General features: G+C 62.6%; 22 protein-coding genes. 17 read left to right on the top strand and 5 right to left on the bottom strand.

Annotated elements, in window-relative coordinates:
• Positions 1–27: 27 nt before the first annotated feature.
• On the bottom strand, positions 28–1,296 hold the full coding sequence (locus ACFQ0E_RS08495) for an alkaline phosphatase family protein (RefSeq protein WP_386823224.1): 1,269 nt from the start codon (positions 1,294–1,296) through the stop codon (positions 28–30).
• 226 nt (positions 1,297–1,522) lie between these two features.
• Between ACFQ0E_RS08495 and ACFQ0E_RS08500 the strand changes: the two genes are divergently transcribed.
• Positions 1,523–1,867 (top strand): hypothetical protein, encoded by a 345-nt coding sequence (locus ACFQ0E_RS08500; RefSeq protein ID WP_386823225.1) that lies wholly within the window; start codon positions 1,523–1,525, stop codon positions 1,865–1,867.
• 233 nt (positions 1,868–2,100) lie between these two features.
• On the opposite strand, the gene ACFQ0E_RS08505 is transcribed toward ACFQ0E_RS08500, so the two are convergent.
• Positions 2,101–2,640 (bottom strand): methylated-DNA--[protein]-cysteine S-methyltransferase, encoded by a 540-nt coding sequence (locus tag ACFQ0E_RS08505; RefSeq protein WP_386823226.1) that lies wholly within the window; start codon positions 2,638–2,640, stop codon positions 2,101–2,103.
• The gene (locus tag ACFQ0E_RS08510; RefSeq protein WP_386823227.1) at positions 2,637–4,148 is read right to left on the bottom strand and encodes an AlkA N-terminal domain-containing protein; all 1,512 of its coding nucleotides are present in this window, start codon (positions 4,146–4,148) and stop codon (positions 2,637–2,639) included. Before ACFQ0E_RS08510 ends, ACFQ0E_RS08505 begins: the two co-directional genes overlap by 4 nt.
• Before the next feature lie 441 nt (positions 4,149–4,589).
• On the opposite strand from ACFQ0E_RS08510, the gene ACFQ0E_RS08515 reads away from it, so the two are divergent.
• The 13 genes from ACFQ0E_RS08515 (at position 4,590) to ACFQ0E_RS08575 (ending at position 15,631) form a co-directional block, all read left to right on the top strand.
• The gene (locus ACFQ0E_RS08515) at positions 4,590–5,669 is read left to right on the top strand and encodes a hypothetical protein (protein ID WP_386823228.1); all 1,080 of its coding nucleotides are present in this window, start codon (positions 4,590–4,592) and stop codon (positions 5,667–5,669) included.
• Positions 5,632–6,951, top strand: a complete 1,320-nt coding sequence (locus ACFQ0E_RS08520; protein ID WP_386823229.1) for a hypothetical protein — start codon at positions 5,632–5,634, stop codon at positions 6,949–6,951. The genes ACFQ0E_RS08515 and ACFQ0E_RS08520 overlap by 38 nt, the downstream gene beginning before the upstream one ends.
• A gap of 261 nt (positions 6,952–7,212) precedes the next feature.
• On the top strand, positions 7,213–7,413 hold the full coding sequence (locus ACFQ0E_RS08525) for a hypothetical protein (RefSeq protein ID WP_386823230.1): 201 nt from the start codon (positions 7,213–7,215) through the stop codon (positions 7,411–7,413).
• A 294-nt stretch (positions 7,414–7,707) separates the two neighbouring features.
• Positions 7,708–7,992, top strand: a complete 285-nt coding sequence (locus ACFQ0E_RS08530) for a hypothetical protein (RefSeq protein WP_386823231.1) — start codon at positions 7,708–7,710, stop codon at positions 7,990–7,992.
• Positions 7,993–8,291: 299 nt separating this feature from the next.
• Positions 8,292–8,492 (top strand): hypothetical protein, encoded by a 201-nt coding sequence (locus ACFQ0E_RS08535; protein WP_386823232.1) that lies wholly within the window; start codon positions 8,292–8,294, stop codon positions 8,490–8,492.
• Between the two features lie 231 nt (positions 8,493–8,723).
• The gene (locus tag ACFQ0E_RS08540) at positions 8,724–9,635 is read left to right on the top strand and encodes a hypothetical protein (protein WP_386823233.1); all 912 of its coding nucleotides are present in this window, start codon (positions 8,724–8,726) and stop codon (positions 9,633–9,635) included.
• 433 nt (positions 9,636–10,068) lie between these two features.
• Positions 10,069–10,518 carry a DUF3592 domain-containing protein gene (locus ACFQ0E_RS08545; protein WP_386823234.1) on the top strand — a complete coding sequence of 150 codons (450 nt, stop codon included), beginning with the start codon at positions 10,069–10,071 and terminating at the stop codon, positions 10,516–10,518.
• Between the two features lie 620 nt (positions 10,519–11,138).
• Positions 11,139–11,702: a hypothetical protein gene (locus ACFQ0E_RS08550; RefSeq protein ID WP_386823235.1), complete on the top strand. Its 564-nt coding sequence runs from the start codon at positions 11,139–11,141 to the stop codon at positions 11,700–11,702.
• A gap of 176 nt (positions 11,703–11,878) precedes the next feature.
• Positions 11,879–12,274 (top strand): DUF7693 family protein, encoded by a 396-nt coding sequence (locus ACFQ0E_RS08555; protein ID WP_386823236.1) that lies wholly within the window; start codon positions 11,879–11,881, stop codon positions 12,272–12,274.
• Positions 12,275–12,603: 329 nt separating this feature from the next.
• On the top strand, positions 12,604–13,047 hold the full coding sequence (locus ACFQ0E_RS08560; RefSeq protein ID WP_386823237.1) for a hypothetical protein: 444 nt from the start codon (positions 12,604–12,606) through the stop codon (positions 13,045–13,047).
• Between the two features lie 308 nt (positions 13,048–13,355).
• Positions 13,356–14,288 carry an esterase/lipase family protein gene (locus ACFQ0E_RS08565; RefSeq protein WP_386823238.1) on the top strand — a complete coding sequence of 311 codons (933 nt, stop codon included), beginning with the start codon at positions 13,356–13,358 and terminating at the stop codon, positions 14,286–14,288.
• Positions 14,285–15,289: a lipase secretion chaperone gene (locus tag ACFQ0E_RS08570; protein WP_386823239.1), complete on the top strand. Its 1,005-nt coding sequence runs from the start codon at positions 14,285–14,287 to the stop codon at positions 15,287–15,289. The genes ACFQ0E_RS08565 and ACFQ0E_RS08570 overlap by 4 nt, the downstream gene beginning before the upstream one ends.
• Positions 15,290–15,316: 27 nt before the next feature.
• Positions 15,317–15,631 (top strand): hypothetical protein, encoded by a 315-nt coding sequence (locus ACFQ0E_RS08575; RefSeq protein WP_386823240.1) that lies wholly within the window; start codon positions 15,317–15,319, stop codon positions 15,629–15,631.
• 147 nt (positions 15,632–15,778) lie between these two features.
• Here ACFQ0E_RS08575 and ACFQ0E_RS08580 read toward each other — a convergent pair whose 3' ends face one another.
• Complete coding sequence (locus ACFQ0E_RS08580; protein ID WP_386823241.1) at positions 15,779–16,366, bottom strand: TetR/AcrR family transcriptional regulator; 588 nt, start codon at positions 16,364–16,366, stop codon at positions 15,779–15,781.
• Between the two features lie 155 nt (positions 16,367–16,521).
• Here ACFQ0E_RS08580 and hutU point away from each other — a divergent pair, with 155 nt between their 5' ends.
• The 3 genes from hutU to ACFQ0E_RS08595 all read left to right on the top strand — a co-directional run bounded on the left by hutU (position 16,522) and on the right by ACFQ0E_RS08595 (position 20,780).
• Positions 16,522–18,198, top strand: a complete 1,677-nt coding sequence (gene hutU / locus ACFQ0E_RS08585) for a urocanate hydratase (RefSeq protein ID WP_386823242.1) — start codon at positions 16,522–16,524, stop codon at positions 18,196–18,198.
• Between the two features lie 19 nt (positions 18,199–18,217).
• Complete coding sequence (gene hutH, locus ACFQ0E_RS08590; protein WP_386823243.1) at positions 18,218–19,765, top strand: histidine ammonia-lyase; 1,548 nt, start codon at positions 18,218–18,220, stop codon at positions 19,763–19,765.
• A gap of 142 nt (positions 19,766–19,907) precedes the next feature.
• Entirely contained in the window at positions 19,908–20,780 is an 873-nt protein-coding gene (locus tag ACFQ0E_RS08595; RefSeq protein WP_386823244.1) for a hypothetical protein, read from the top strand.
• A 75-nt stretch (positions 20,781–20,855) separates the two neighbouring features.
• On the opposite strand, the gene ACFQ0E_RS08600 is transcribed toward ACFQ0E_RS08595, so the two are convergent.
• The gene (locus tag ACFQ0E_RS08600) at positions 20,856–21,386 is read right to left on the bottom strand and encodes a PH domain-containing protein (protein ID WP_386823245.1); all 531 of its coding nucleotides are present in this window, start codon (positions 21,384–21,386) and stop codon (positions 20,856–20,858) included.
• Positions 21,387–21,447: the final 61 nt, after the last annotated feature.

The following is a 21,447-nucleotide window of genomic DNA, read 5'->3' on the forward strand; positions in this document are numbered from 1 at the left end:
CGGCATCTCTGCCTGCATCACGAATCCTCAACGCAACGCCGGCTGCGTCGATGCCAACGTGCCGTCGTTCGGCGCAGGTTGAATGCCGAGCAGCCGCGCGAGCAGCGGATAGACATCGACGTTCTCGAACGCGGGCAGCACCACGCCGCGCTTGAACGACGGCCCGGCGGCGACGAACACCGCGCGCATCTCCGGTGCTTCCGGTGCGAAGCCGTGCTCGCCCTTCACCGGGTTCGGCCAGATCGGGTTCGCGCGCGCCTGCACGCGCCAGCCCGTGTCGGACTGGCAGAGGATCGCCGGGATGCGCGGATGCGTGCCGTAGCGCCACTGCGCCGGCAGCTCGCCCTTGCGCCAGCAGGTGTAGGCATCGTGGCGGCCGACGAAGGCGCGCTCCACCTCGGCCTCGCGGCCCGGCTTCGGCTGCAGGCCGGTGAAGAGTCCCCACCAGACTACGTCGTAGGCGGCGGCATCGAGCCGGTCGTCGAGGAATCGCACCTGCGTGCGCGGCACGTCGGCCATGCCGTGATCCGACAGCACGATCAGGTCGGTGTCGTCGTCCATCCCGCGCGCGCGCAGGCCGTCGCGCAGCCGCGCCAGCGCATGGTCGATCCTGTGCAGCGTGCGCAGCGATTGCGGCGCCGACGTGCCGTGCTCGTGCGCGGCCACGTCGTACTGATCGAAATACAGGGTGAGCAGCTGCGGCCGGGTCCTTGCCGGCAGGTCGAGCCAGGACAGCACCCGGTCCACGCGCGCGTCCGGCGACAGGCTCTTGTCGAACGGCACGTAGTGCGCCGGCCGCTGACCGGCGATCTCCGCCTCCGAGCCCGGCCAGAACATCGTCGCGGCGATCCCGCCCTGGCGCTGCAGCGTGGCCCAGATCGGCTCGCCGCCCCACCAGCGTCCATCCTTCGCGCCCGCCTCCTTGGAAATGAAGGTGCCCAACGCCGGGTCGCGCATGTTGTTGTGGACGATGCCGTGGCGGTCGGGCCGCAGGCCGGTCACCAGCGTGTAGTGGTTCGGAAAGGTCAGGGTGGGGTAGCTCGGCGTCATCCACTCAGCACGCACACCTTCACCGGCCAGGGCATCCAGCGTCGGCAGCGTGCCGTTGCCGAGCATCGAGGCCGGCAGGCCGTCGATCGAGACCAGGATGACCTGCCGCGACGCCGGGGTCTCGTCGATGGCGGACTGGCGTGTCGGCGTCGCGCAGCCCGGGAGCAGCAGGACGAGCAGGGCGAGCAGGACCCCGCCACGGGACAGGAGTGCCGCGAGCGGGCGCGAGTTGGGATCGACGGGCATGCTCCGATCATAACGTCCGCCCGTTGCGGGTTCATGAGCCCCGGACCCTGCCGGCCGGAAGCCGCCATCGTGCGCATCCCGCCGCCCGATTTCGGGGCGCCGATTCAGAGGAGGACACGAGGCTGAACCCGCGCTGCGCGTGTTCATGCAGGCCGCCCGGGGCCGCGCTATCGTGTCCGCCACGCTCGATCGACACGACCCGCCACCCCCGCCAGGAGCCGCCGTCATGATCCGTTCCGCCGCCATCGCGTCCGCATCCCTCGCCCTCCTGATTGCCGCCGCCAGCGCCTCCGCCCAGACCGCGCCAGCTGCCGCCACCGCCCAGGCCCAGCCCGACATGGTGGTCAGCGGCCAGACCGAACAGGACGACCGCGCCCTACGCTCCCGCACCTGCCTGCGCAGCACCGGCTCCCGCATCCTCGCCGCCCGCAACGAGCGCGCCGCGAAGGACGGCAAGGGCCAGCGCTGCATCGCCGCCGCCGGTCGCGTCTACACCCAGCGCGACCTCGACAGCACCGGCCACGTCGACATCGCCGACGCCCTGCGCACCCTCGATCCCTCGATCCGCTGATTCAATCGTTGAACGTCCCACCCGACGCCCGGCCTTGCGCCGGGCGTTTTGTTTTCGGGTTCTCGCATGCCTGTGCGCAGCGCATACACGGCCCGCTGCATGACATGAGCGGCAGAAAAAGCATCGTCATCCTCGCGCAAGCGAGGACCCATGCTTGAACGCGACAGATGCCTGAGTCCTCGCTTGCGCGAAGATGACGAACCCGCGATGCGCTCGCGCTTCGCTAGATTCGCTCAATCGAACAACCCCAACGTCCGCTTCGACACCGGCAGCGCCCCCTCCAGCCGCAGCAGCGCCTCCTTGATCGGCAAACCACCACCGAATCCGGTGAGGCTGCCATCCGCGCCGATCACCCGATGGCAGGGCAGCACGATCGGCAGCGGGTTGCGGCCATTCGCCGCGCCCACCGCGCGCATCGCATCGGGCTTGCCGATCGCGCGCGCCAGTTCGCCGTAGCTCCAGGTCGCACCGAACGGAATCGTCGCCAGCGTCTGCCAGACCTTGATCTGGAACGCCGTGCCGCGCGGCGCCAGCGGCAGGTCGAAGTCGCGACGCGCGCCGTCGAAATACTCACGCAACTGTTGCGCAGTGATCGCGAGGATCTCCGCCGCCGCGCCCTCCGCGCCCGGCACCCAGCCCGCGCGATCCACCGGATGCCGGTTGCTGGGGAATTCGATGTGGCGCAGGCCCTCGGCATCGGCGGCCAGCACCAGCGTGCCGATCGGCGTGTCCAGCGTCTCTACATACAAGGTGTTGGTGTGCTGCGTGCTCATGCTGCGTCGCTCACGGCCAGGTCGGCGGGAAGATGCCACAGGTGCAGCACCGCATACGCACGCCACGGCCGCCACGCCTGCGAGCGCGCCTCGGTCGCGCGTTCGGTCAGGCGCGTCACGCCCTGCGCCACGCCGAGGCGCTGCTGCAGCACCAGGTCGCCGGCGGGGAAGGCATCGGGCATCGCCATGCCGCGCATCGCGAGGTAGTGCGCGGTCCACGGGCCGATGCCCGGCAGTGCGATCGCGCGTTCGACGAAATCCTCCAGCCGCTGCCCGCCCTCGAATGACAGCCGCCCTTCGACCACCGCAGCGGACAGCGTGCGGATCGTCGCCGCCCGCGCCTTCGGCAGGCCGATCTCCTCCAGCGGCGCATCGCGAAGCGTGCCCGGCGACGGGAACGCGCGATCCAGTCCGTCCGGTGCATCGGCGGTCATGCGCAGCGGCGTCCCCCAGCGTTCGACGATGCGCCGCGCGAACGTGGTCGCACCGGCCACGCTGATCTGCTGGCCCAGCACCGCGCGCACCGCCAGCTCGAAGCCATCCCAGCCGCAGGGCACGCGCAGCCCGGGATGCAGATTCAGCGCGCGTGCCAGCAACGGATCCTGCGCCAGCGTGTCGTGGATCGCGCGCGGATCCGCGTCGAGATCGAACAGCCGCCGCACGCGACGCACCACATCGGGGATCATCTGCGGCGCCACGCCGCCGATCTCCAGCGACAGTTCCGGCTTGCCCTCGATCGCACGCACGTGGATCCAGCCCGCGCTGCCATCTGCATTGGGAATCGCACGCTCGTAGCGATCCGCGCCCACATGCTCGATGCCCGGGATCGCGCGCTTCGCGACGAACGCGAGCAGCAGCGGGACATCCAGCGGCGGCCGATAGCCCAGCCGCAGCCGCAGCGTGCCCAGCGGCACCGCCTCGGCGGACTTCTGCCGGCGGATCGCGCTCGGCGCCATCCCGCAGCCCTCGCGGAACGCCGCATTGAACCGGCGGATGCTGTTGTAGCCCGCCGCCAGCGCCACATCGGTCACCGGCAGCGCGGTTTCCGTCAACAACTGTTTCGCCAGCAGCAGGCGCCGCGTCGCATGCACCGTGTGCGGCGTCGCGCCCACCTGGGCCACGAACACCCGCTGCAACTGCCGCGCGCTCAGCCCCACCCGCGCCGCCAGCGCATCCACGCTCTCCTCCTGCAACGCGCCCTCCGCGATCAACGCCAGCGCACGCCGCACGCTGTCCTCCCGCACCTGCGCGAACAGCTCCGGCGACAGCTCAGGCCGGCAGCGCAGGCACGGCCGATACCCCGCCGCCGTCGCCGACGCCGCATTCGGATGGAACGTGATGTTCTCCCGCCTCGGCGGCGGCGCCGGACACACCGGCCGGCAATAGATCCCCGTGCTGCGCACCGCGATGAAGAACACCCCGTCGAACCGATGATCCTTCGCCTCCATGGCGCGAAAGCAGACATCGCGCGGCGGCAGGGCAGGGTGGTGGTCGTGGGCCGTGGTCATGGGGATAGCGTAGACCAGCGGCGCCGAGGGGACTGGCCGTTTTCGGACGGGGGTGTTGGGGGTGGCGGGATGTCATCCCGACCGGAGGGAGGGACCTGCTGTTCGACGCCGGCACTGGCCAAGCGGAATCAGATCGGGATCAGTTCGGCGTCGTCGGCTGTGTTGCGACTTCGACATATCCACGGCGCCAGCGGAGGTATGAAGAATACCTGTCAGTTCTTACAGGCAGGTTCTCTCCTTTCGCCGCGCTCGGAGTTGCTGGCTTTAAGCCTCGATGAGGGTCTGATCTGTGCTGCGTTACAGGGGTATTCCTGAATCTTCAGTTGACTGACACCCAATTGAGGGCATGAAATTCTTCCCTATTGCCTTGTCTCGACCTGTGAGATCAGTGGTTGAAAGAATGCGTTGCCGCATGCTTTCATCTAGAAAACTAGGGGAGGCGTGACTGAGATGGGATTTTTCAATGACGAAGAGCTAGCGTCCATTTCTATTGCTAGGATGAACTTTCAGGTTGTTGGCGAAGAGGCTTTTCAGCCCCGGCCGGCGATGGCGTCTGTTGAGCAATCTGATTTCTTTTTGGGGCGAATTCGCGAAATCGACGCATCATCTGCATTTGCTTTCAACGCGGATTCTGAGACTAAGTCTGTCATAGAGAGTATGGCTCTAGGGCGGACTAGGTTTGCAAACGGAGCTGCTAGTCTTGCATTGAAATTTGACAGCTATCACGTAGGGCAAAGCAAGGCTGGCGCTTTTTTCGTTTTTGAGTTGAGATGTTATAGTCCTGCTACAAAAATATATGTATTTCTTAAATACGATTACAGCGAGGTTGTAACTCTGCGCGGGCGCACTGCCGGAGAGCAGCTGCGGCGAGTAATGCATGCTTTCGTCAAGGATAAAAAGGCTCTTCAGAAATCGGCATTAATTCGTGTTGTTAATGGTTGTGTTGAGACGGATTTTTCGGCGACTGATAGAGGTGCTGTGTCACCCGGAATTACTGATTTTTTTACTAGATTCCTCGGGGCGGTCAGGCAGCGTGATGATGTCGAATTGAATGCTGCGGCAAACCTGGCTATTCACGATATCGTTAAGGATATTCCAGAGAATGTCTGGGGGGCAGCGCCCCGAGTCATTTTTGCGAGATTGAGAGAGTCGTTAAGGACTGCGGTTTCCATTTGTGATGATGCCGTTGTTGATGCTGTTATGGTTGCTGCTGGAAGGCCTGCGGATCCGGATACTGTCGCGATGCTAAGAAATAGTGCGATAAAAGCTTTGAAAAAGAGAAAGATATTTGGATTGACATTTCCGCCAAGTGATTCTGTGTTTAGAAGCGCCGCTAAGCGAAAAATCAGGACGGTCGAAAACATTAAAATTGAATATCCCGATGATCTTGATGGGGTTAAAGTGGATGTTGAGAAGAATCAAGAAAACGGGACGGCTGTCATCACGATCAGGACGCAGCGTATTGAGGTTGACGAGGTAGTCAATGAAAGCATTGGGAATATTCGTAAACTCGCTACTTAATAGTGGACGCTCAGTATTCATCTCAGAGAGTCATCTTCGTCCAGTCACTTTGAATAATCTTTCAGTGGAAGATGCGAAAAGCCTGGTTGATATCCTTCATGGGCTGGGCTTGGATTTTTCGATCACTGATGCGGTGGAGCAAAGCTTGGGCATGGATTCATTCGAAGATGGGATGGCTCCATTTTCTGTCGTTTTTCAGAAGCCTTTGGTTGAGTCAGGGATTGGGTTTGTTTCAAATCGTGCGCTTTCCGATTGGCTTGAATCGCCAGATTCAGTCGGTCTGGTTTTAGTCGCTTGCGCTGCATCTTCATTTGTTACCGAGTCATTCGCTGTTTCTTCTTGGGATGCTGGCGTTGAAGGTTATGTTGCTAACGGCCGTAAAAGCCCAGCAAGGATAGTTCGGACAGATGGCGGGGCGAATGCGGTTCCTGTTGATGTTCGCCCTTATTTACTGACTGAGAATAGTCTGGAAAAAGTCCAGTGGGATGATGCCGTTTTCTCTGTTTGGGCTGAAGTGGCTCTTCGTGTGCTCCCTTGTTGTCTGGCAAGCGATGTAATTTCGGCTGCCAACGAAATCGAGTTTCTTGGGAAACCGCGCGTAAGAATAAAGCGCGATGCAAAAATAAACTCTTCAGGGCTGACGAAAGCTAGCTTCGCTGGATTGCAAATGGCGGTGAAATGGGTCTATGACGTAGAGCGGGAGGCGGAGCTCAGGCACTCATTGCTTGTGCAAGAATTGAGTAGGTTGATTGATCCCGATGAAGGTCTTACGTCAGTTATCGAAAAGCGCCTGAGTATGGCTTTGGATGGAGCTAAAATTGCTTATGAATTTGGTCTTCAAGAGATGAGTAAGGATGCTCTCAAGGGACTTTCTGATCTCAGAAAAGTAGTCGTTGAGGAGACTCACAAGTCTCTTGATAATTCACGGCAGTTGTTGTTGAGTTTGGCTGGTGCGGCGTTTTATGCATTGGGTCTTATTGCGGCACGCATGGTATCTAAAGTTGAGCCGTGGCTTATCAGTGTAATGGCTGTTGTTGGTTTGCTATACGTTCTTTCCATTATTTTTATTAACTCTAGAGCGCTTGAGCAGCAGCGAGCGATGAGGTCGCAATGGAGAGCTAAACTCTACAGATTTTTAACGGCAGAGGAGTATGGGCAACTTGTCGATGGTCCAATCAATCGAACAGAGTTCATGTTTAGGGTCATGATGTGGATGGCGTTCTTCTTGTCGGTAATTTCATTCGGTTTTGTTGTTTATTTCAACCAGAATATCGCAAATTAAGTCCGTAAGATGTATAAGCGAAGCGTCATGCACCATCAAAGGTTTCCGGTCCCGGTCAAGCGTTGCGGCGCTACGAAAGCAAAAAACCTGCGCGGAGAGTGTGTCGAAAGGTGTTCCCCGTTGTCGTCCCATCCTCGCACCGTGCTCGGCGCGTCAAGGTCGAGGTGAATTGCGGCGCAAACCTTGACGCGCCTGCGCGCGATGCGGCTCTGAATCGCCAACGGCGCCCACTCCGGGCGTCGGGCGAAACGGAGTGCCGTCATGTCCGAACAACAGTTCCAGTCCTACAACGTCCCGGCTTCGAATGTCCTGCTCGTCGAAGTCCCGCCCCAGTTCATCGCCCTGTGCGAAGCCAGCGGCGCCAGCCCGCAAGCCGCCCTGCGCGGCATGGCCGCCATGCTCTGCGGCCTGCAGTACGACGAGTGCAATCGGCTGGTGCCGCTGGAGGTCGAAGCCGCATGACCGCCACCCGGGCGCGGGTCGTTCCCGCGCCCGGGTTTCATCATAGGGTGTGCCTCGGCTCACCGCTTTTGCTGCGGCAAAGCTAAACTCAGGTGTTAAAAGCCAAAGTGTTCAGTGTGCTGATTTCAAATGGGAGATGTGAAAATGCTGTGTCGTATCGCGATTCCAGCGTTGATGTTTTTTACTATGCCGGCGTTCGCTCAGATCAAGGTCCACGTCTCAGGCACGTCAGACGATCCAGTCGGCAGGTTTCTCGTTTTCGCGGTTAAGGAGGAAATCAGACGAAGTTCATCAATGAGCGTCGCTGAAAGCGAAAAAGACAGTATGGTCGATCTTCATTTAGTGTCACTAGATCCAGACCAGGCCTCGTCTGGTCAAGGCATTCGCACCGTCTATTCTGTGGTGTGGACGGCGAAGACTCTTCATGAAAAGCCCGTCCAAATGTACCTTGGCAATCACATGGGTGTATGCAGCGGTCGGAATATAAAGGAATGCGCTGTAAGCATCACTGTCGAGACAGATAAATGGGTGTCAACTGTGCGCCGTTGGGTGCCCGATTCAATTGAGAAAGAAAAGTGAGCTGTTTTCAAGACCGTAAGGTGTAATTGGTAGGGCGGAACCTGCGAAGCAGATTCCGCCGTGAAGTCGACGCGGGATTCATGGCGGAATCGCCTGCGGCGGTTCCGCCCTACGAAAAACAAAGCCTGCGCCGACAGTGTGTCGAGAGGTGTTCCCCGTTGCCGCCCCATCCTCGCACTGTGCTCGGCGCGTCAAGGTCGAGGTGAATTGCTGCGCAAACCTTGACGCGCCTGCGCGCTATGCGATTTGGACTCGCCAACGGCGCCCACTCCGGGCGTCGGGCGAAACGGAGTGCCGTCATGTCCGAGTCCCAGTTCCAGCCATACAGCGTCCCGGCTTCGAATGTCCTGCTCGTCGAAGTCCCGCCCCAGTTCATCGCCCTGTGCGAAGCCAGCGGCGCCAGCCCGCAAGCCGCGCTGCGCGGGATGGCCGCCATGCTCTGCGGCCTGCAGCACGACGACTGCAATCGGCTGGTGCCGCTGGACGTCGAAGCCGCGTGACCGCCACCCGGGCGCGGGTCGCTCCCGCGCCCGGGTGATACCACTGGGTTAGCGTCCGACTACCTTGAAACTTGACTTCGATTGACAGGTCCAAGAGCTAAAATTCAACGTATATCGAATCTTCCTGCAATTTTTTTTGATGATTTACCTGCAAGATCTTACAGGTAATTCTCGTGCTTGCATTTGATGCATCACAGGTAAGATCGTTCGCCAGTAGAAATTCCAATTTGAGTGAAATTTCAGAATTTATCTTTAATGCCAATGCAGTGGATGCAGATGATTCGAGGCTGTTGTCAAATCTCATTCAAGGGGGTTGTTATGGACACCAAAAGGGCTACTTTGATCTTGTGTTTGGTTGTGCTCATGACGGGTTGTCAAACGATTTATCCCGTAGTCCCTCGCTGGGATGCAAATACAATTGATAGCGCTGCAACGGAGGACCCATATACGGCGTCAGACAAGGCGCAGGCCCTAGTGAAAGTTCGAGGCATGAGAAATCTTTTGGCCACTGCAGCCGACAGGCGAAGAAACACTGAGATCGCGGCATCGGAGGTCGCTTACTACGGTACTTTGATTGGTGTATTAGGGCTCTCTTTGGATAAGCAGGGGCTCATTAACAGTGGGAGCGGTGCGCTAAGCCTGGGGACCCTGTTCACTGGTCGATATCGACTGGCAGAGCAGGCATCAGTATTTCGTAAAGCTGAGGCGCGTGTCGTTTGTATAGAGCAGGCACTCCTTGCAACACAAGGGCAAAGCATAAGTAGCTTTAGTAATCAAAACATGTTCGACAGTGCGGTGGCTTCTGGAGCTGCAACAGACGCTAATAAGGCAGCTGCTTTATTGCTTAAGGCATCGGCTGTAAATATGGAAATTGAAATACCGTATGTCACATCGGATGCCCTACGCAAGGTCGTAAACGATCTTCGGATTTCGCTCGCTGGCCTGATGCCCACACCCATGACCAAGGAGCAAATGAAGAAGGTGTTGGATGATGCGTTAGGCGAGAAGGAACAAGCCACGAATACCATGCTGAACTTCATGGGGAAAAGCACGACTAGTCAAAACAAGGAATTCGCACAGATAGTTGCGACCTTGACCTACAAGGAGCAGGTTGCGGCGTGTTTCATCCAGTATCCTCAGTAACCACCGCGATAGGATGGGTTCCGCCATGCGGAACCATCGCTTTTTCATGATGCCAATGATGGGTATCGCTACGCTCAACCCATCCTGCAAGAGCGTTGTCGCTTGATTGGGTGGAAGGTGTCCACCGTTGTCGTCCCATCCTTGCACCGTGCTCGGCGCGTCAAGGTCGAGGTGAATTGCTGCGCAAACCTTGACGCGCCTGCGCGCGATGCGGCTCTGAATCGCCAACGGCGCCCACTCCGGGCGTCGGGCGAAACGGAGTGCCGTCATGTCCGAATCCCGGTGCCAGCAGTACAACGTTCCGGCTTCGAAGTTGATCGCGACGGTAGTAGCATCCGTGTCGGCTGACTCCGGTAGGCTGGAGTCCATTTCAGCATTCAAATCGAACATGATGTGCTGGCCAGCACCCATCAGGCGTTAGACCATACAGCCCATGCGGAAATCGACATCCATCCTGCTTCTGCTCTTCTCGGCATCCCTGGTGGGGGTGGGCCTGATGATGGCGTGGCGCGACAACCAACGCGAAAGCCTGCTCACGCGTACCGATGGATGGGTGGCCGGCTATCGCGAGGTCGGGATCGGGCGAGGACGTCCGCAGAGGAAAAGGTTCTTCCCTCGCGTGGAATTCGCGACTTCGGATGGCGCCAGTCATGCGTTTGAATCCAATGTCGCCCTCAGCGCGATGAAATACGGCGTGGGCCAGCGCGTCACCGTCCTTTACGACAGTCGATCCGAGACGCCCGGCGCGCACGCGGAGATCGAGGGCGTCGGCCTGAAGATGCCATTCGTCATCTACTACATTGCGTTCGGCATTGGTCTGATCGGTGCGATCGGCGCTTATCGCTCCACACGTCCGGGCCGGAAGTCCAAGTTGAGCAAGTGACCTTCGGCAATGCTCTCCGCGGCATGGCCTGCAGTACGACGACTGCAATGGGCTGGTGCCGCTGGAGTTCGAAGCCGCGTGACCACCCGGGCGCGGGTCGCTTCCGCGCCCGAGTGATGGCATCCGCCCGGCGCCTACCGACGCCACTGCGCCCCGCCACCCTTGCACCCCTGCGACCGGCAACATTGCCGCCAGGACCGCCATCGATGGCGCTTTTTTCGTCATCGATGGCCCTTTGACCTGCATCGATGCCCCTCGGAGGGGCATCGTCGGGGCTTCGACCGGCTGCGCTGGCCCTTCGACCGCCGACGTTGCCCCAACTTGGGGCATGCATGGCCTTTCCAGCGGCAATGCCGGCACTGCAACCGGCAGCGCCGGCCCTTCGAGGGGCGCGCATGCGCGGTGACAGGCGCAACGATGGCGCTTTTCTCGGCATCGCTGCCTCTTCGGCCGGCAATGCCGGCCCTGCGCGGGGCGGCGTCGACCCTCCGACTGGCAACGCTGCACCAGATTAGGGCAACACTGGCGCTTTGACCGGCGCCGTTGTCAATTCGACGGCCAGCGTTGCCCGAGAGAGGGGCGGAGTCGTAGGCTCGGTCATCGCCCCGCAATCCATCGACATGATCCGTCTCGCATCACTCAGAGCGAATCGCCAGGTCATCGATGACCTGGCCTGGCCCTATGACTTCGACCTCGATCGAGCGGGTACGGATACGGCATGGATCACGCTCAGGCCATCGGTGAATTTCCACGTGCTGGCGGGTGATGGTACTGGCGGCGTCTTCCTAGCCTACGGAGAAGGTTCGCCGGATGATCTGCCCGTGCTGCATGCCACATCCGAGGGACTGGCGGGCAAGATCGCCAACAATCTCGCAGAAGCCGTGGCATTGCACATCCAACTGCCGTACTGGAGGGATGTGCTCAAGTTCTCAGGCAATGGCGACCTCGGCGCAATGCGTCGTGCCGCGCCTGTGCTCGCCGTTGATTACGATGAAGACATGCAGGAAATCCCCGATGCAAAAGCGCGATTGCTGAAGGCACTGGCAGTTCCCCTTCTCGATGACCCGGTCGCCTACCTTCATCAGTGCGTCCTGGAAACGGACTGCACGTTGGTGGCAAGTGATGGTTACGTGTGGGGGTCGCTGTTCAATTCATTCACGATCGATCGGAGGCGTAGCTGGTAGGGCCGCATGCTGGCTCGTCGGTCCAACAGCCCTATTGATCGACTATCTCTGGATAAGGTGCGATCAGTGTGCTGGCTGTGACGGTGGGGTTCGGTGACTCGCATTGCATTTCATCATCAAGCCGATGCTGATTCTTGGCGCGGTGTCATTCAGACTTTGGAGAGGTGGATCGCTCAATGAGTTGCAACGTATCGGAAGCTGAATTGATGGCGTTTCTCATGGCCATTGAGCAAGGCGAAGTTCTCTTGCGCCCTGAACGAGAGCCTCAGTATGTCTATGCGGGAAACGTGCGCTATGCGGCGAGCAATGGATGGCAGGTCATCATTTTCAATGATGCGAACGAGTGGGATTACATCGACTCTGTTCAAACCGCAGACGGACGCATCTTCGAATTCGAGGAAATCGACGAGATGCCCCAGGTTTCCAAGTACGCGCCGACCGATGAGGTTGCGTGGTCCAGGTATGGCATTCCTGGATATTGCATGTTCAGATGCACTGCATGCGGCACGCGTCTTGAATCCCGTCCGCGATATGACGATCCTCCCTTGTGCAATTCATGTGAGGGCAAGTAAAAGCATACAGCGTCGTAGGGCGGGCTCAAGCCCGCCGGAACGAAGTCGCGATCTGCAGGAGGCAATACAGCCCCGAGATGCGCATTCAGTTGCTTGCAGACTATCGTGTGCTGCAATGGCGGGCTTGAGCCCGCCCTACAGATGCTGCGCTGAGCATTAACGATCTATTCTATGCAAGCTCTCAATCTCGACTGAACTGTATGCTTTGCAACACCGCTCGACACGGCAGTAGCATCCGTATCGCCGGACTACAAAGGTGTGAGTCCACTTCGCCGCACCGCAAAAGCTGTTTCATGGTTCGGCTCAACTAGGGAACAGGTTCCGAAAGCATGGGCTGGTCAATGATCGACTATGGAGAATACTGGGCGCACGCCCACGACTCCGACCAAATCCTGTTCATGACGTTTGCCTCGGAGTTTCTCGATTCCTCGTCGGAGTTCGTGGGCGAAACCTGGCTTCAGGACTGGAAAATCTACTGGTTGGAGCACAAGGCGGATCACGCCAATGGTTGTTGCGATCTTGATCTGCAGTCGCATCTCCTGGATGGTCGGCGCATAAAGGTATTCCGAGATTTCCTGGCGGCATACAGATCGCGGATTTCTCGTTACGGGGATGAAATCCCGGCTGAGGTCATCAATCTCAAGACGGCAGTCCCGTTCTACCTGCAACAAATGGGACCATCTCGGACGAGTGACCTTCTTGCCTTCGTCACCACGATTGAAGACCTCCTGTCTGGCAATACCCAGAACAAGCTTGTTCATCGCAAGGAGTAAGGAGGGCCGCAGGCTGGGTCATCGACCCAGCGATCTGCCTGGCCGGCAATGGCTGGGTGCGGAGCACCCAGCCTACGAAACCCGATGGATTTCCAGATGTGTGCAGGCATGCCACAGCCCCGCCTCGAATCAACGGCTTGCGAGCCGAACCTGACGCATGCTGCCCTGCACAACAGCCCTTCGCGAAAGCTCTGCTAACGTCCGCTCCGGCCATACGGTGGCGTACCGTCCGCGCAGGAGCGCCTAGGGGGGAACGCCGCGACACCGTGGGCCTTTGCGGTTCCACTTGCGTCCAACTGGAGGGAGTCATGCGTCGTGGATTCATCGGTCTCGCGTTTTCGTTCGTGCTGCTCGCACTCGCTGCCCTGCCTGCGCAGGCGCAGTCCACCTACACCAGCACCAAGTACCCGATCGTGCTGGTCCACGGTCTGTTCGGTTTCGATTCGGTGCTCGGCGTCTACGACTACTGGTACGGCATCGGCGACGAGCTGAGGGCCGGTGGCGCCAGGGTCTATACCGCCAGCGTGTCCGCCGCCAATTCCAGCGAAGTGCGCGGCGAACAGCTGATCCGCGACCTGGATCGCCTGCGTGCGATCACCGGCAAGTCGAAGTTCAACCTGCTGGGCCACAGCCATGGCGGGCAGACCATCCGCTACGTGGCCTCGGTGCGCCCGGACCTGGTGGCCTCGGTCACCATGACCGGCACGCCCAACCTGGGCTCGCCGGTGGCCGACGGCGTGAACAACACGCTGCCGGTCGGTTCGCCGCTGCGTCCGCTGGTCAGCGGTTTCGTCAATGCGTTCGCCGGTTTCATCGGCGCGCTGTCGGGCAATCTCGACCCGCAGGATTCGCTGGCGGCGCTGGGTTCGCTCAACACCCAGGGCGCCAATGCGTTCAACAGCCGGCATCCGCAGGGCAGGCCGACCACGTCCTGCGGCACCGGTCCGAACCTGGTCAACGGCGTGCGCTACTACTCGATGGGCGGCACCTGGGTGCTGAGCAACGTGCTCGACATCACCGACGCGGCGCTGGGCGCGGGCGGGCTGTTCTTCGGTTTTGAGCAGAACGACGGCCTGGTGAGCCGCTGCTCGTCGCGCTGGGGCACGGTGCTGCGCGACGACTACCCGTGGAACCACCTCGACGAGGTCAACCAGTTCCTCGGCCTGCGCGGGCTGTTCACGCCGGACCCGCGTGCGGTGTACCGCGCCCAGGCCAACCGCCTGAAGAACCTCGGCCTGTGAAGCGGTCGACACGCGCCATCGGCGTCGCCCTCTCGGCGGCGCTGGCGGCCGGGCTGTGGTGGGCGTCGGCATCGACGCCCACCGGCAGCGAGGCCGACGCGCTCGCAGGCACGGACGCGTCGACGCAGGCGGATGCCGACGCCGCGCGCGATGCGGGCGCAAACGCGGCGACGAACGCGAAACCCGGCTCCCTGCGCGGCACTGAGTTCGACGGCGAGGTGCGTTTCGCCACCGATGGCAGCGTGATTCCGGATGCCGGCCTGCGTCGCCTGTTCGACCATGTGCTGAGCACGATGGGCGAGACCGACCTGGCCGGTGTCCGCAACCTGTTGCGCAGCTATCTGCAATCGCGTTTCGACACGGCACGGACCGAGCGCGTGCTTGCCGTCTTCGATCGCTATGTCGCCTACCAGCGTGCGTTGCTGGAGGCGCCCGGCGCGCGGTCGACCGATCCTGCCGTGCGTCTGGCCGAAGCCAGGCGCCTGCGTCGCAGCCTGCTCGGCGACGCGATGGCGGAAGGCTTCTTCGCGGAGGAAGAAGCGCTGGCCGAATTGAGCCTCAAGCGGCGCGACATCGTCGCCGACCCGAAACTCAGCGCCGATCGCAAGCGCGAACTGCTCGACGCGCTGGACCGCGAGGCCGGCTACGATGCGCGAGGTGATGCCGAAGTCGCGGAGCTGGCCGCCCGCCAGGCCGAGGACATCGAGCGTCGCGGCCTGACCGCGACGCAGCGCCAGGCGGAGCGCAGCGCGCTGTGGGGCCCCGAAGCGGCGGAGCGCCTGGCCGTGCTGGATGCGCAGCAGGCCGATTGGGATGCCCGCGTGCTGCGCTACATCGAAGCGCGCAACCGCATGCAGCAGGACCCGCGACTCACCCCCGCGCAGCGGGAGCAGAACATCACCGCCCTCCGCGCAGCCATGTTCAGCGCCCCGGAACAGCGGCGCGTCGTCTCGCTCGAAGCGATCGGTCAGTTGCAGGCGGCATTGTCGACGCCGCGTTGAGATCCACACTCAAGGGAAAGGACCGCAATGGACAGCACCAGCAAACCCACCACCGTCAACGACCTCATCCTGGCGGTCCTGCACGACGCGCGATTGAGCGCCGAGGAGAAGCGCGTGCTCATCGACGAGATTCGCAAGAACAACCCCGGCACCGCCGATCGCTGGACCTATCGCTGGGCGATCTACATCCTTGGCGGCGTCGCCGCGATGACCGTGATCGGACTGATCCTGATCGCTTCATGGAACCTCACCGCGCCGGATGGGCTGGTGGCCATCGGATCGGCCTCGATCGGCGGGTTGGCGGGGCTGCTCGCGCCGAGTATGTCGAAGTCGTCGGCGTGAGGCCGCAGATTTGGTCATAGAGTCGGCAATGTGTTTCACCGACAGCAAGTAGCCCGGGTAAGGCCGAAGGCCGCACCCGGGGCTGTTCGGAGAGACAGGCGTGTCGTCATCCCGGGTGCGCGCTTTGCGCTTACCCGGGCTACGAAACTACGCATCCACCGCCAACCCCTCCAGCAACCGCTGCAGCGCCCGTGCGTGCAGGGCGCGGAATTCCTTCGCATCGCAGTTGAACCGGCCGGCGCGATACAGCGCGATCAGGCCGTGCGAGTGCGCCCACAGCGTCAGCGCGACTTCCCATGGGTCGTCCTGTTTCAACGCGCCGGCAGCCTGGGCGTCGGCGACGGCGTCGGCGACTTCGTTGAGGGTGGGCGAGCGGCGGGCGCGGAAGTCGTCGGGGTAGCGGCGGGCGTCGTCGCGGCGGGCGCTGAAGGCGTGGTCGAACAGGTGGGGGTAGGCGAGGGCGTAGTCGAGGTAGATCTCCTGCAGGGCCACGATCCGCTTCATCACGTCGGGACCGCTGTTGCGGGCGTGCCAGTGGTGCGCGATCTCCTGGAAGCTGTCGTCGCAGATCCGCTTGAGCAGGGCTTCGCGGTTGGGGAAATGTCGGTAGATGGCCATCGGCGTGAGGCCGACGTCCTGCGCGATGCGGCGCATGGTCATGGCTGCGGCGCCCTCGCGCTCGAACAGGACGCGGGCGGCGTGGAGGATGCGGTCGGCGGTGGCGGGCTGGCTCATGTCTACAGCGTACACAATCCGGCGCTTGGCGATCGAGAATCAATGACTTGCGGGCGTACTGACTAGTCGCGGCCGGTGTTCCGATGATGGGCGCGGGACACGCGGCGGGATAATTCCCGCATCGTCATCGCGCCACGCCGCGCAAGGAGTCCGCCATGAGCATCTCATCGAACCGCCACGACCCGTCCCGCAAGATCCGCGCCCCGCGCGGCAGCGAGAAGACCTGCAAGAGCTGGCTCAGCGAAGCCGCGTACCGGATGATCCAGAACAACCTCGATGCCGAGGTGGCCGAGCGTCCGGAAGACCTGGTGGTGTACGGCGGCATCGGTCGCGCCGCGCGCGACTGGGAGAGCTACGACGCCATCCTCGAATCGCTGCGCAACCTCGAAGACAACGAAACCCTGCTGGTGCAGTCGGGCAAGCCGGTCGGCATCTTCCCGACCCATGCCGACGCGCCGCGCGTGCTGATCGCCAACTCCAACCTGGTGCCGCACTGGGCGACCTGGGAGCACTTCAACGAGCTGGATCGCAAGGGCCTGATGATGTACGGCCAGATGACGGCCGGCTCGTGGATCTACATCGGCTCGCAGGGCATCGTGCAGGGCACGTACGAAACCTTCGTCGAGATGGGCCGCCAGCATTACAACGGCGACCTCACCGGCAAGTGGCTGCTCACCGCCGGCCTCGGTGGCATGGGCGGCGCGCAGCCGCTGGCCGCCGCGCTCGCGGGGATGAGCTCGCTCAACATCGAATGCCGCCAGAGCAGCATCGACATGCGCCTGCGCACGCGCTACGTCGACGAGCAGGCGACCGATCTCGACGACGCGCTGGCCCGCATCGCGAAGTACACGGCGTCTGGCGAGGCGAAGTCGATCGCGCTGCTCGGCAATGCCGCCGAGATCCTGCCGGAACTGGTGCGTCGCGGCGTGCGTCCGGACTGCGTGACCGACCAGACCAGCGCGCACGATCCGGTGCACGGCTACCTGCCGATCGGCTGGACGGTGGAGCAGTGGCTCGCCGAACAGCAGGCGAATCCGGAAGGCGTGCGCGACGCCGCCAAGCGTTCGATGCGCGTGCACGTCGAGGCGATGCTGGCCTTCCATGCGCAGGGTATCCCGACGGTCGACTACGGCAACAACATCCGCCAGATGGCCTTCGACGAAGGCTGCACGAACGCCTTCGATTTCCCGGGCTTCGTGCCGGCCTACGTGCGTCCGCTGTTCTGTCGCGGCGTGGGCCCGTTCCGCTGGGTCGCGCTGAGCGGCGATCCCGAGGACATCGCGAAGACCGACGCGAAGGTCAAGGAACTCATTCCCGACGACGCGCACCTGCATCGCTGGCTCGACATGGCTGCCGAACGCATCAGCTTCCAGGGCCTGCCGGCGCGCATCTGCTGGGTCGGCCTGGGCCTGCGCCACAAGCTGGGTCTCGCGTTCAACGAGATGGTGCGCAACGGCGAGCTGAAGGCGCCGATCGTGATCGGTCGCGATCATCTCGACAGCGGCAGCGTGTCGTCGCCGAACCGCGAGACCGAGGCGATGAAGGACGGCAGCGATGCGGTCAGCGACTGGCCGCTGCTCAATGCGATGCTCAACGTGGCCGGTGGCGCGACCTGGGTGTCGCTGCACCACGGTGGCGGCGTCGGCATGGGCTTCAGCCAGCACAGCGGCGTGGTGATCGTGTGCGATGGTACGGAAGAAGCGGACAAGCGCATCGCCCGCGTGCTGTGGAACGATCCGGGCACCGGCGTGATGCGCCATGCCGACGCGGGCTACGAGATCGCGCAGCAGTGCGCGCGCGAGCAGGGCCTCAAGCTGCCGATGCAGCGCTGATCACCGGAGACTTCGACACATGAACACGACTTTGACTCTGGTACCCGGTTCCGTCTCGCTGGCGCAGTGGCGCCGCGTGTGGCAAGGCGATGTCGCCATCGCGCTTGATGCTTCGGCATGGGGCCCGGTGCGCGCCTCCGCCGATGCCGTGGGCCGCATCGTCGCGGCCGGAAAGCCGGCGTACGGCATCAACACCGGCTTCGGCAAGCTCGCCAGTTCGCACATCCCGGAAGACCAGCTGGAGCGGCTGCAGGCAAACCTGATCCGCTCGCACTCGGTCGGCGTCGGCGCGCTGATGGACGACGCCGTCGTGCGCCTCATCCTCGCCATGAAGATCGCCAGCCTCGCGCGCGGCTGCTCGGGCGTGCGCCCGCAGCTGCTCGAAACGATGATCGCCGCGTACAACGCCGGCATCCTGCCGTGCATCCCGGCGAAGGGTTCGGTCGGCGCGTCCGGCGACCTCGCGCCGCTGTCGCACATGACGCTCGCGCTGATGGGCGAGGGCGAGGTGCGTGTGAACGGCGAACTCCGCGACGCCGCCTCGGCACTAGCTGCCGCCGGCATCGCGCCGATCACGCTGGCCGCGAAGGAAGGTCTCGCACTGATCAACGGCACGCAGGCCTCGACCGCGCTGGCGCTGCAGGGCCTGTTCCTCGCCGAACACACTTTCGCCGCCGCGCTCGCCGCCGGTGCGCTGTCGGTCGACGCTGCGCGCGGCTCCGATGCCCCGTTCGATGCGCGCATCCATGCGGTGCGTGGCCAGCCCGGCCAGATCGCGGTCGCCGCGCGTTACCGCGCATTGCTCGAAGGGTCGGAGATCCGCCGCTCCCATCTGGTCGGCGACGACCGCGTGCAGGATCCGTACTCGCTGCGTTGCCAGCCGCAGGTCATGGGCGCCTGCCTCGACCTGATGCGCCAGGTCTCGGTCACGCTGTCGACCGAAGCCAATGCGGTGTCCGACAACCCGCTGCTGTTCGAGCAGGACGGCGATTGGTCGGTGCTGTCGGGCGGCAACTTCCATGCCGAGCCGGTCGCGTTCGCCGCCGACACGCTGGCGCTGGCGATCGCCGAGATCGGTGCGCTGTCCGAGCGCCGCATCGCGCTGCTGATCGATGCCTCGCTGTCGCGCCTGCCGGCCTTCCTCGTGCCTGAGCCCGGCCTCAACTCCGGCTTCATGATCGCCCACGTCACCGCCGCCGCGCTGGCGTCCGAGAACAAGTCGCTCGCGCATCCGGCCAGCGTCGACAGCCTGCCGACCTCGGCCAACCAGGAAGACCACGTCAGCATGGCGACCTTCGCCGGCCGGCGCCTCACCGAGATGGCGAAGAACACCGCGTACATCGTCGGCATCGAACTGCTCGCCGCCGCGCAGGGCATCGATTTCCATGCGGGCCTGAAGACCTCCGCCACCCTCGCCGAGTATCACGCGGCCCTGCGCGAACGCGTGCCGTTCTACGCCGAGGACCGTTACCTCGCCCCCGACCTGCAGGCCGCGCAGGACCTGGTGCTGTCGGGGCGGTTCGATGCGGTGGCGGGTGGGTTGTTGTTCTCGCTGGGGACTACCTGACGATTGACCGTCTACCCTGGCATGGCATGCTTTGACGATGTCAAAGCGTGCCGTCCCCACTGTTCAATGGATTCCCGGGCGTGGCCCCAACGAAGCCGCCTTGGCCCGGCTTCGCAAGCGGTTCCCTCGTCCCGGATCGCCGATGGGCGAAGCATGGTTCATGGGCGAAGAGCGGCGGATGTTCGATGCGCTCATGGCGCCGAACGTATCGACATGGCCGGTGAGCGTGGTCGAGAAGGCCTTGTCCGAGTCGAGTTCCGGTCCGGTCTGCTTCGGCCACATGCGCGAATGGAGCGAATGGTTTCCGTACCTGATCCATACCTGCCTCGTGCACGTAGGTCCGTGGTCGCCCTCATCGATCTACGGCGGGCTGGTCACGAACATGATGGTGCATTGCCCGAATCGGGCCTCCTCACGTTACGGCGCCGCATTCATCGACGATGTGCTGGCCACGCTTGGGCAATTGCCGATGGACGCAAGGTTCTGGCATGGCGGCCACCTCATTGCATGGTCTGCTTTCCAGCCGCTGCAGCGATGGCCTGTCGGTGCCAGGCTAGCCGACGACAGCGATCTGTACGCGGCTTTCTGGCTGGTGGCCAAGTACCTGCGTCCCGATCGCATCGAGGATTGGTTGAGCAGCGTCGTCGCGATCGACGATCCGGCCTGGGGGGCTGGCTTCGTCTACTGGCTGGCCCATGCGGGGCACGCGTTCGATGATCCGGTTGCGTGGCCTGCCAGCGATGAGACGCGACAGGCGACATGGAACGGTTCACACATGCTGCGAGGCGAACAGATCATGGAAGAGGATGGAAGCAAGTTCGATTGCGGTCCTTTCCTGGAGTCGTGGCGTGTTGCTGCATTGTGTGCAGCGGTGGCACGTGTACTCGATCGACGTCGGCTGGCAGAGTGGCGACAGCGCTTGTTGCTGCTGGGTCGTGATGGATCGCTCGACACGGTACTCGACACGTACGACATCCACTGTGCTGCCGTGTTGAAGAAGCACCGTCTCTCCTGATCCCGTTGCAGCTATCCCTGCAGCATCGCCGCCATGCGGGACGCGCAACCGGTGCGATTTGCGCGACGGCAGGGCTCAACCTCGCTGCCGCATCAACCCTGCGATCTCCGCCAGCCGGTCGCGGATCTCTTCCAGCAGCTGCGTCTGTCGGTCGCCGCCATCGCTGGCCGGGGCGGGCTGTGCGCGCAGGCGTTCGCGGCGGCGCAGGATCTCGGCGCGCAGGGCGTGGGCGTCGACGATGCCGACCAGCTGCATGGTGTGCGCCTGGCCCTGGCTCATGCCGGCGGTCTCGATGCGCAGCAGGCTGAGGTTGAACTGGCGCAGCAGCGGACCTTCGATGAAGGTGACGTCCTGGATGTTTTCCAGCGGGATGGTCTTCTCGACCTGGAACAGGATGCCCTTGCGGAAGCTCAGCACGCGGTCGTCGAGTTCGCAGCGGAGCTTGCGGAAGTACTCGGCGGCCCACCACTGGCCCGGCCCCAGCACCCAGACGAGGATCAGCGGGCTGAAGATCACCGTGATCAGCATCATCCAAGCCACGTAGATCAGCATGTAGCGGCGGACCAGGGGGTTGAAGCTGGCGACGTAGGGGGCGTGCTCGGACATGCGGGGCTCGGGCGGACGGCGACGGGCAGGGGGGCGGGATTGTGTCATGCGCCCCGAGGGC

Origin of the sequence: Lysobacter brunescens (assembly GCF_042677005.1) — a bacterium.
GTDB lineage: Bacteria > Pseudomonadota > Gammaproteobacteria > Xanthomonadales > Xanthomonadaceae > Lysobacter_I > Lysobacter_I brunescens.

Coding starts and splice junctions, on each gene's coding strand:
- ACFQ0E_RS08595 (WP_386823244.1), top strand. CDS start 19,908: ATGGGCGAAGCATGGTTCATGGGCGAAGAGCGGCGGATGTTCGATGCG.
- hutH (WP_386823243.1), top strand. CDS start 18,218: ATGAACACGACTTTGACTCTGGTACCCGGTTCCGTCTCGCTGGCGCAG.
- ACFQ0E_RS08555 (WP_386823236.1), top strand. CDS start 11,879: ATGAGTTGCAACGTATCGGAAGCTGAATTGATGGCGTTTCTCATGGCC.
- ACFQ0E_RS08510 (WP_386823227.1), bottom strand. CDS start 4,148: ATGACCACGGCCCACGACCACCACCCTGCCCTGCCGCCGCGCGATGTC.
- ACFQ0E_RS08580 (WP_386823241.1), bottom strand. CDS start 16,366: ATGAGCCAGCCCGCCACCGCCGACCGCATCCTCCACGCCGCCCGCGTC.
- ACFQ0E_RS08505 (WP_386823226.1), bottom strand. CDS start 2,640: ATGAGCACGCAGCACACCAACACCTTGTATGTAGAGACGCTGGACACG.
- ACFQ0E_RS08525 (WP_386823230.1), top strand. CDS start 7,213: ATGTCCGAACAACAGTTCCAGTCCTACAACGTCCCGGCTTCGAATGTC.
- ACFQ0E_RS08565 (WP_386823238.1), top strand. CDS start 13,356: ATGCGTCGTGGATTCATCGGTCTCGCGTTTTCGTTCGTGCTGCTCGCA.
- hutU (WP_386823242.1), top strand. CDS start 16,522: ATGAGCATCTCATCGAACCGCCACGACCCGTCCCGCAAGATCCGCGCC.
- ACFQ0E_RS08520 (WP_386823229.1), top strand. CDS start 5,632: ATGAAAGCATTGGGAATATTCGTAAACTCGCTACTTAATAGTGGACGC.
- ACFQ0E_RS08545 (WP_386823234.1), top strand. CDS start 10,069: ATGCGGAAATCGACATCCATCCTGCTTCTGCTCTTCTCGGCATCCCTG.
- ACFQ0E_RS08550 (WP_386823235.1), top strand. CDS start 11,139: ATGATCCGTCTCGCATCACTCAGAGCGAATCGCCAGGTCATCGATGAC.
- ACFQ0E_RS08535 (WP_386823232.1), top strand. CDS start 8,292: ATGTCCGAGTCCCAGTTCCAGCCATACAGCGTCCCGGCTTCGAATGTC.
- ACFQ0E_RS08600 (WP_386823245.1), bottom strand. CDS start 21,386: ATGTCCGAGCACGCCCCCTACGTCGCCAGCTTCAACCCCCTGGTCCGC.
- ACFQ0E_RS08560 (WP_386823237.1), top strand. CDS start 12,604: ATGGGCTGGTCAATGATCGACTATGGAGAATACTGGGCGCACGCCCAC.
- ACFQ0E_RS08500 (WP_386823225.1), top strand. CDS start 1,523: ATGATCCGTTCCGCCGCCATCGCGTCCGCATCCCTCGCCCTCCTGATT.
- ACFQ0E_RS08495 (WP_386823224.1), bottom strand. CDS start 1,296: ATGCCCGTCGATCCCAACTCGCGCCCGCTCGCGGCACTCCTGTCCCGT.
- ACFQ0E_RS08530 (WP_386823231.1), top strand. CDS start 7,708: ATGAGCGTCGCTGAAAGCGAAAAAGACAGTATGGTCGATCTTCATTTA.
- ACFQ0E_RS08575 (WP_386823240.1), top strand. CDS start 15,317: ATGGACAGCACCAGCAAACCCACCACCGTCAACGACCTCATCCTGGCG.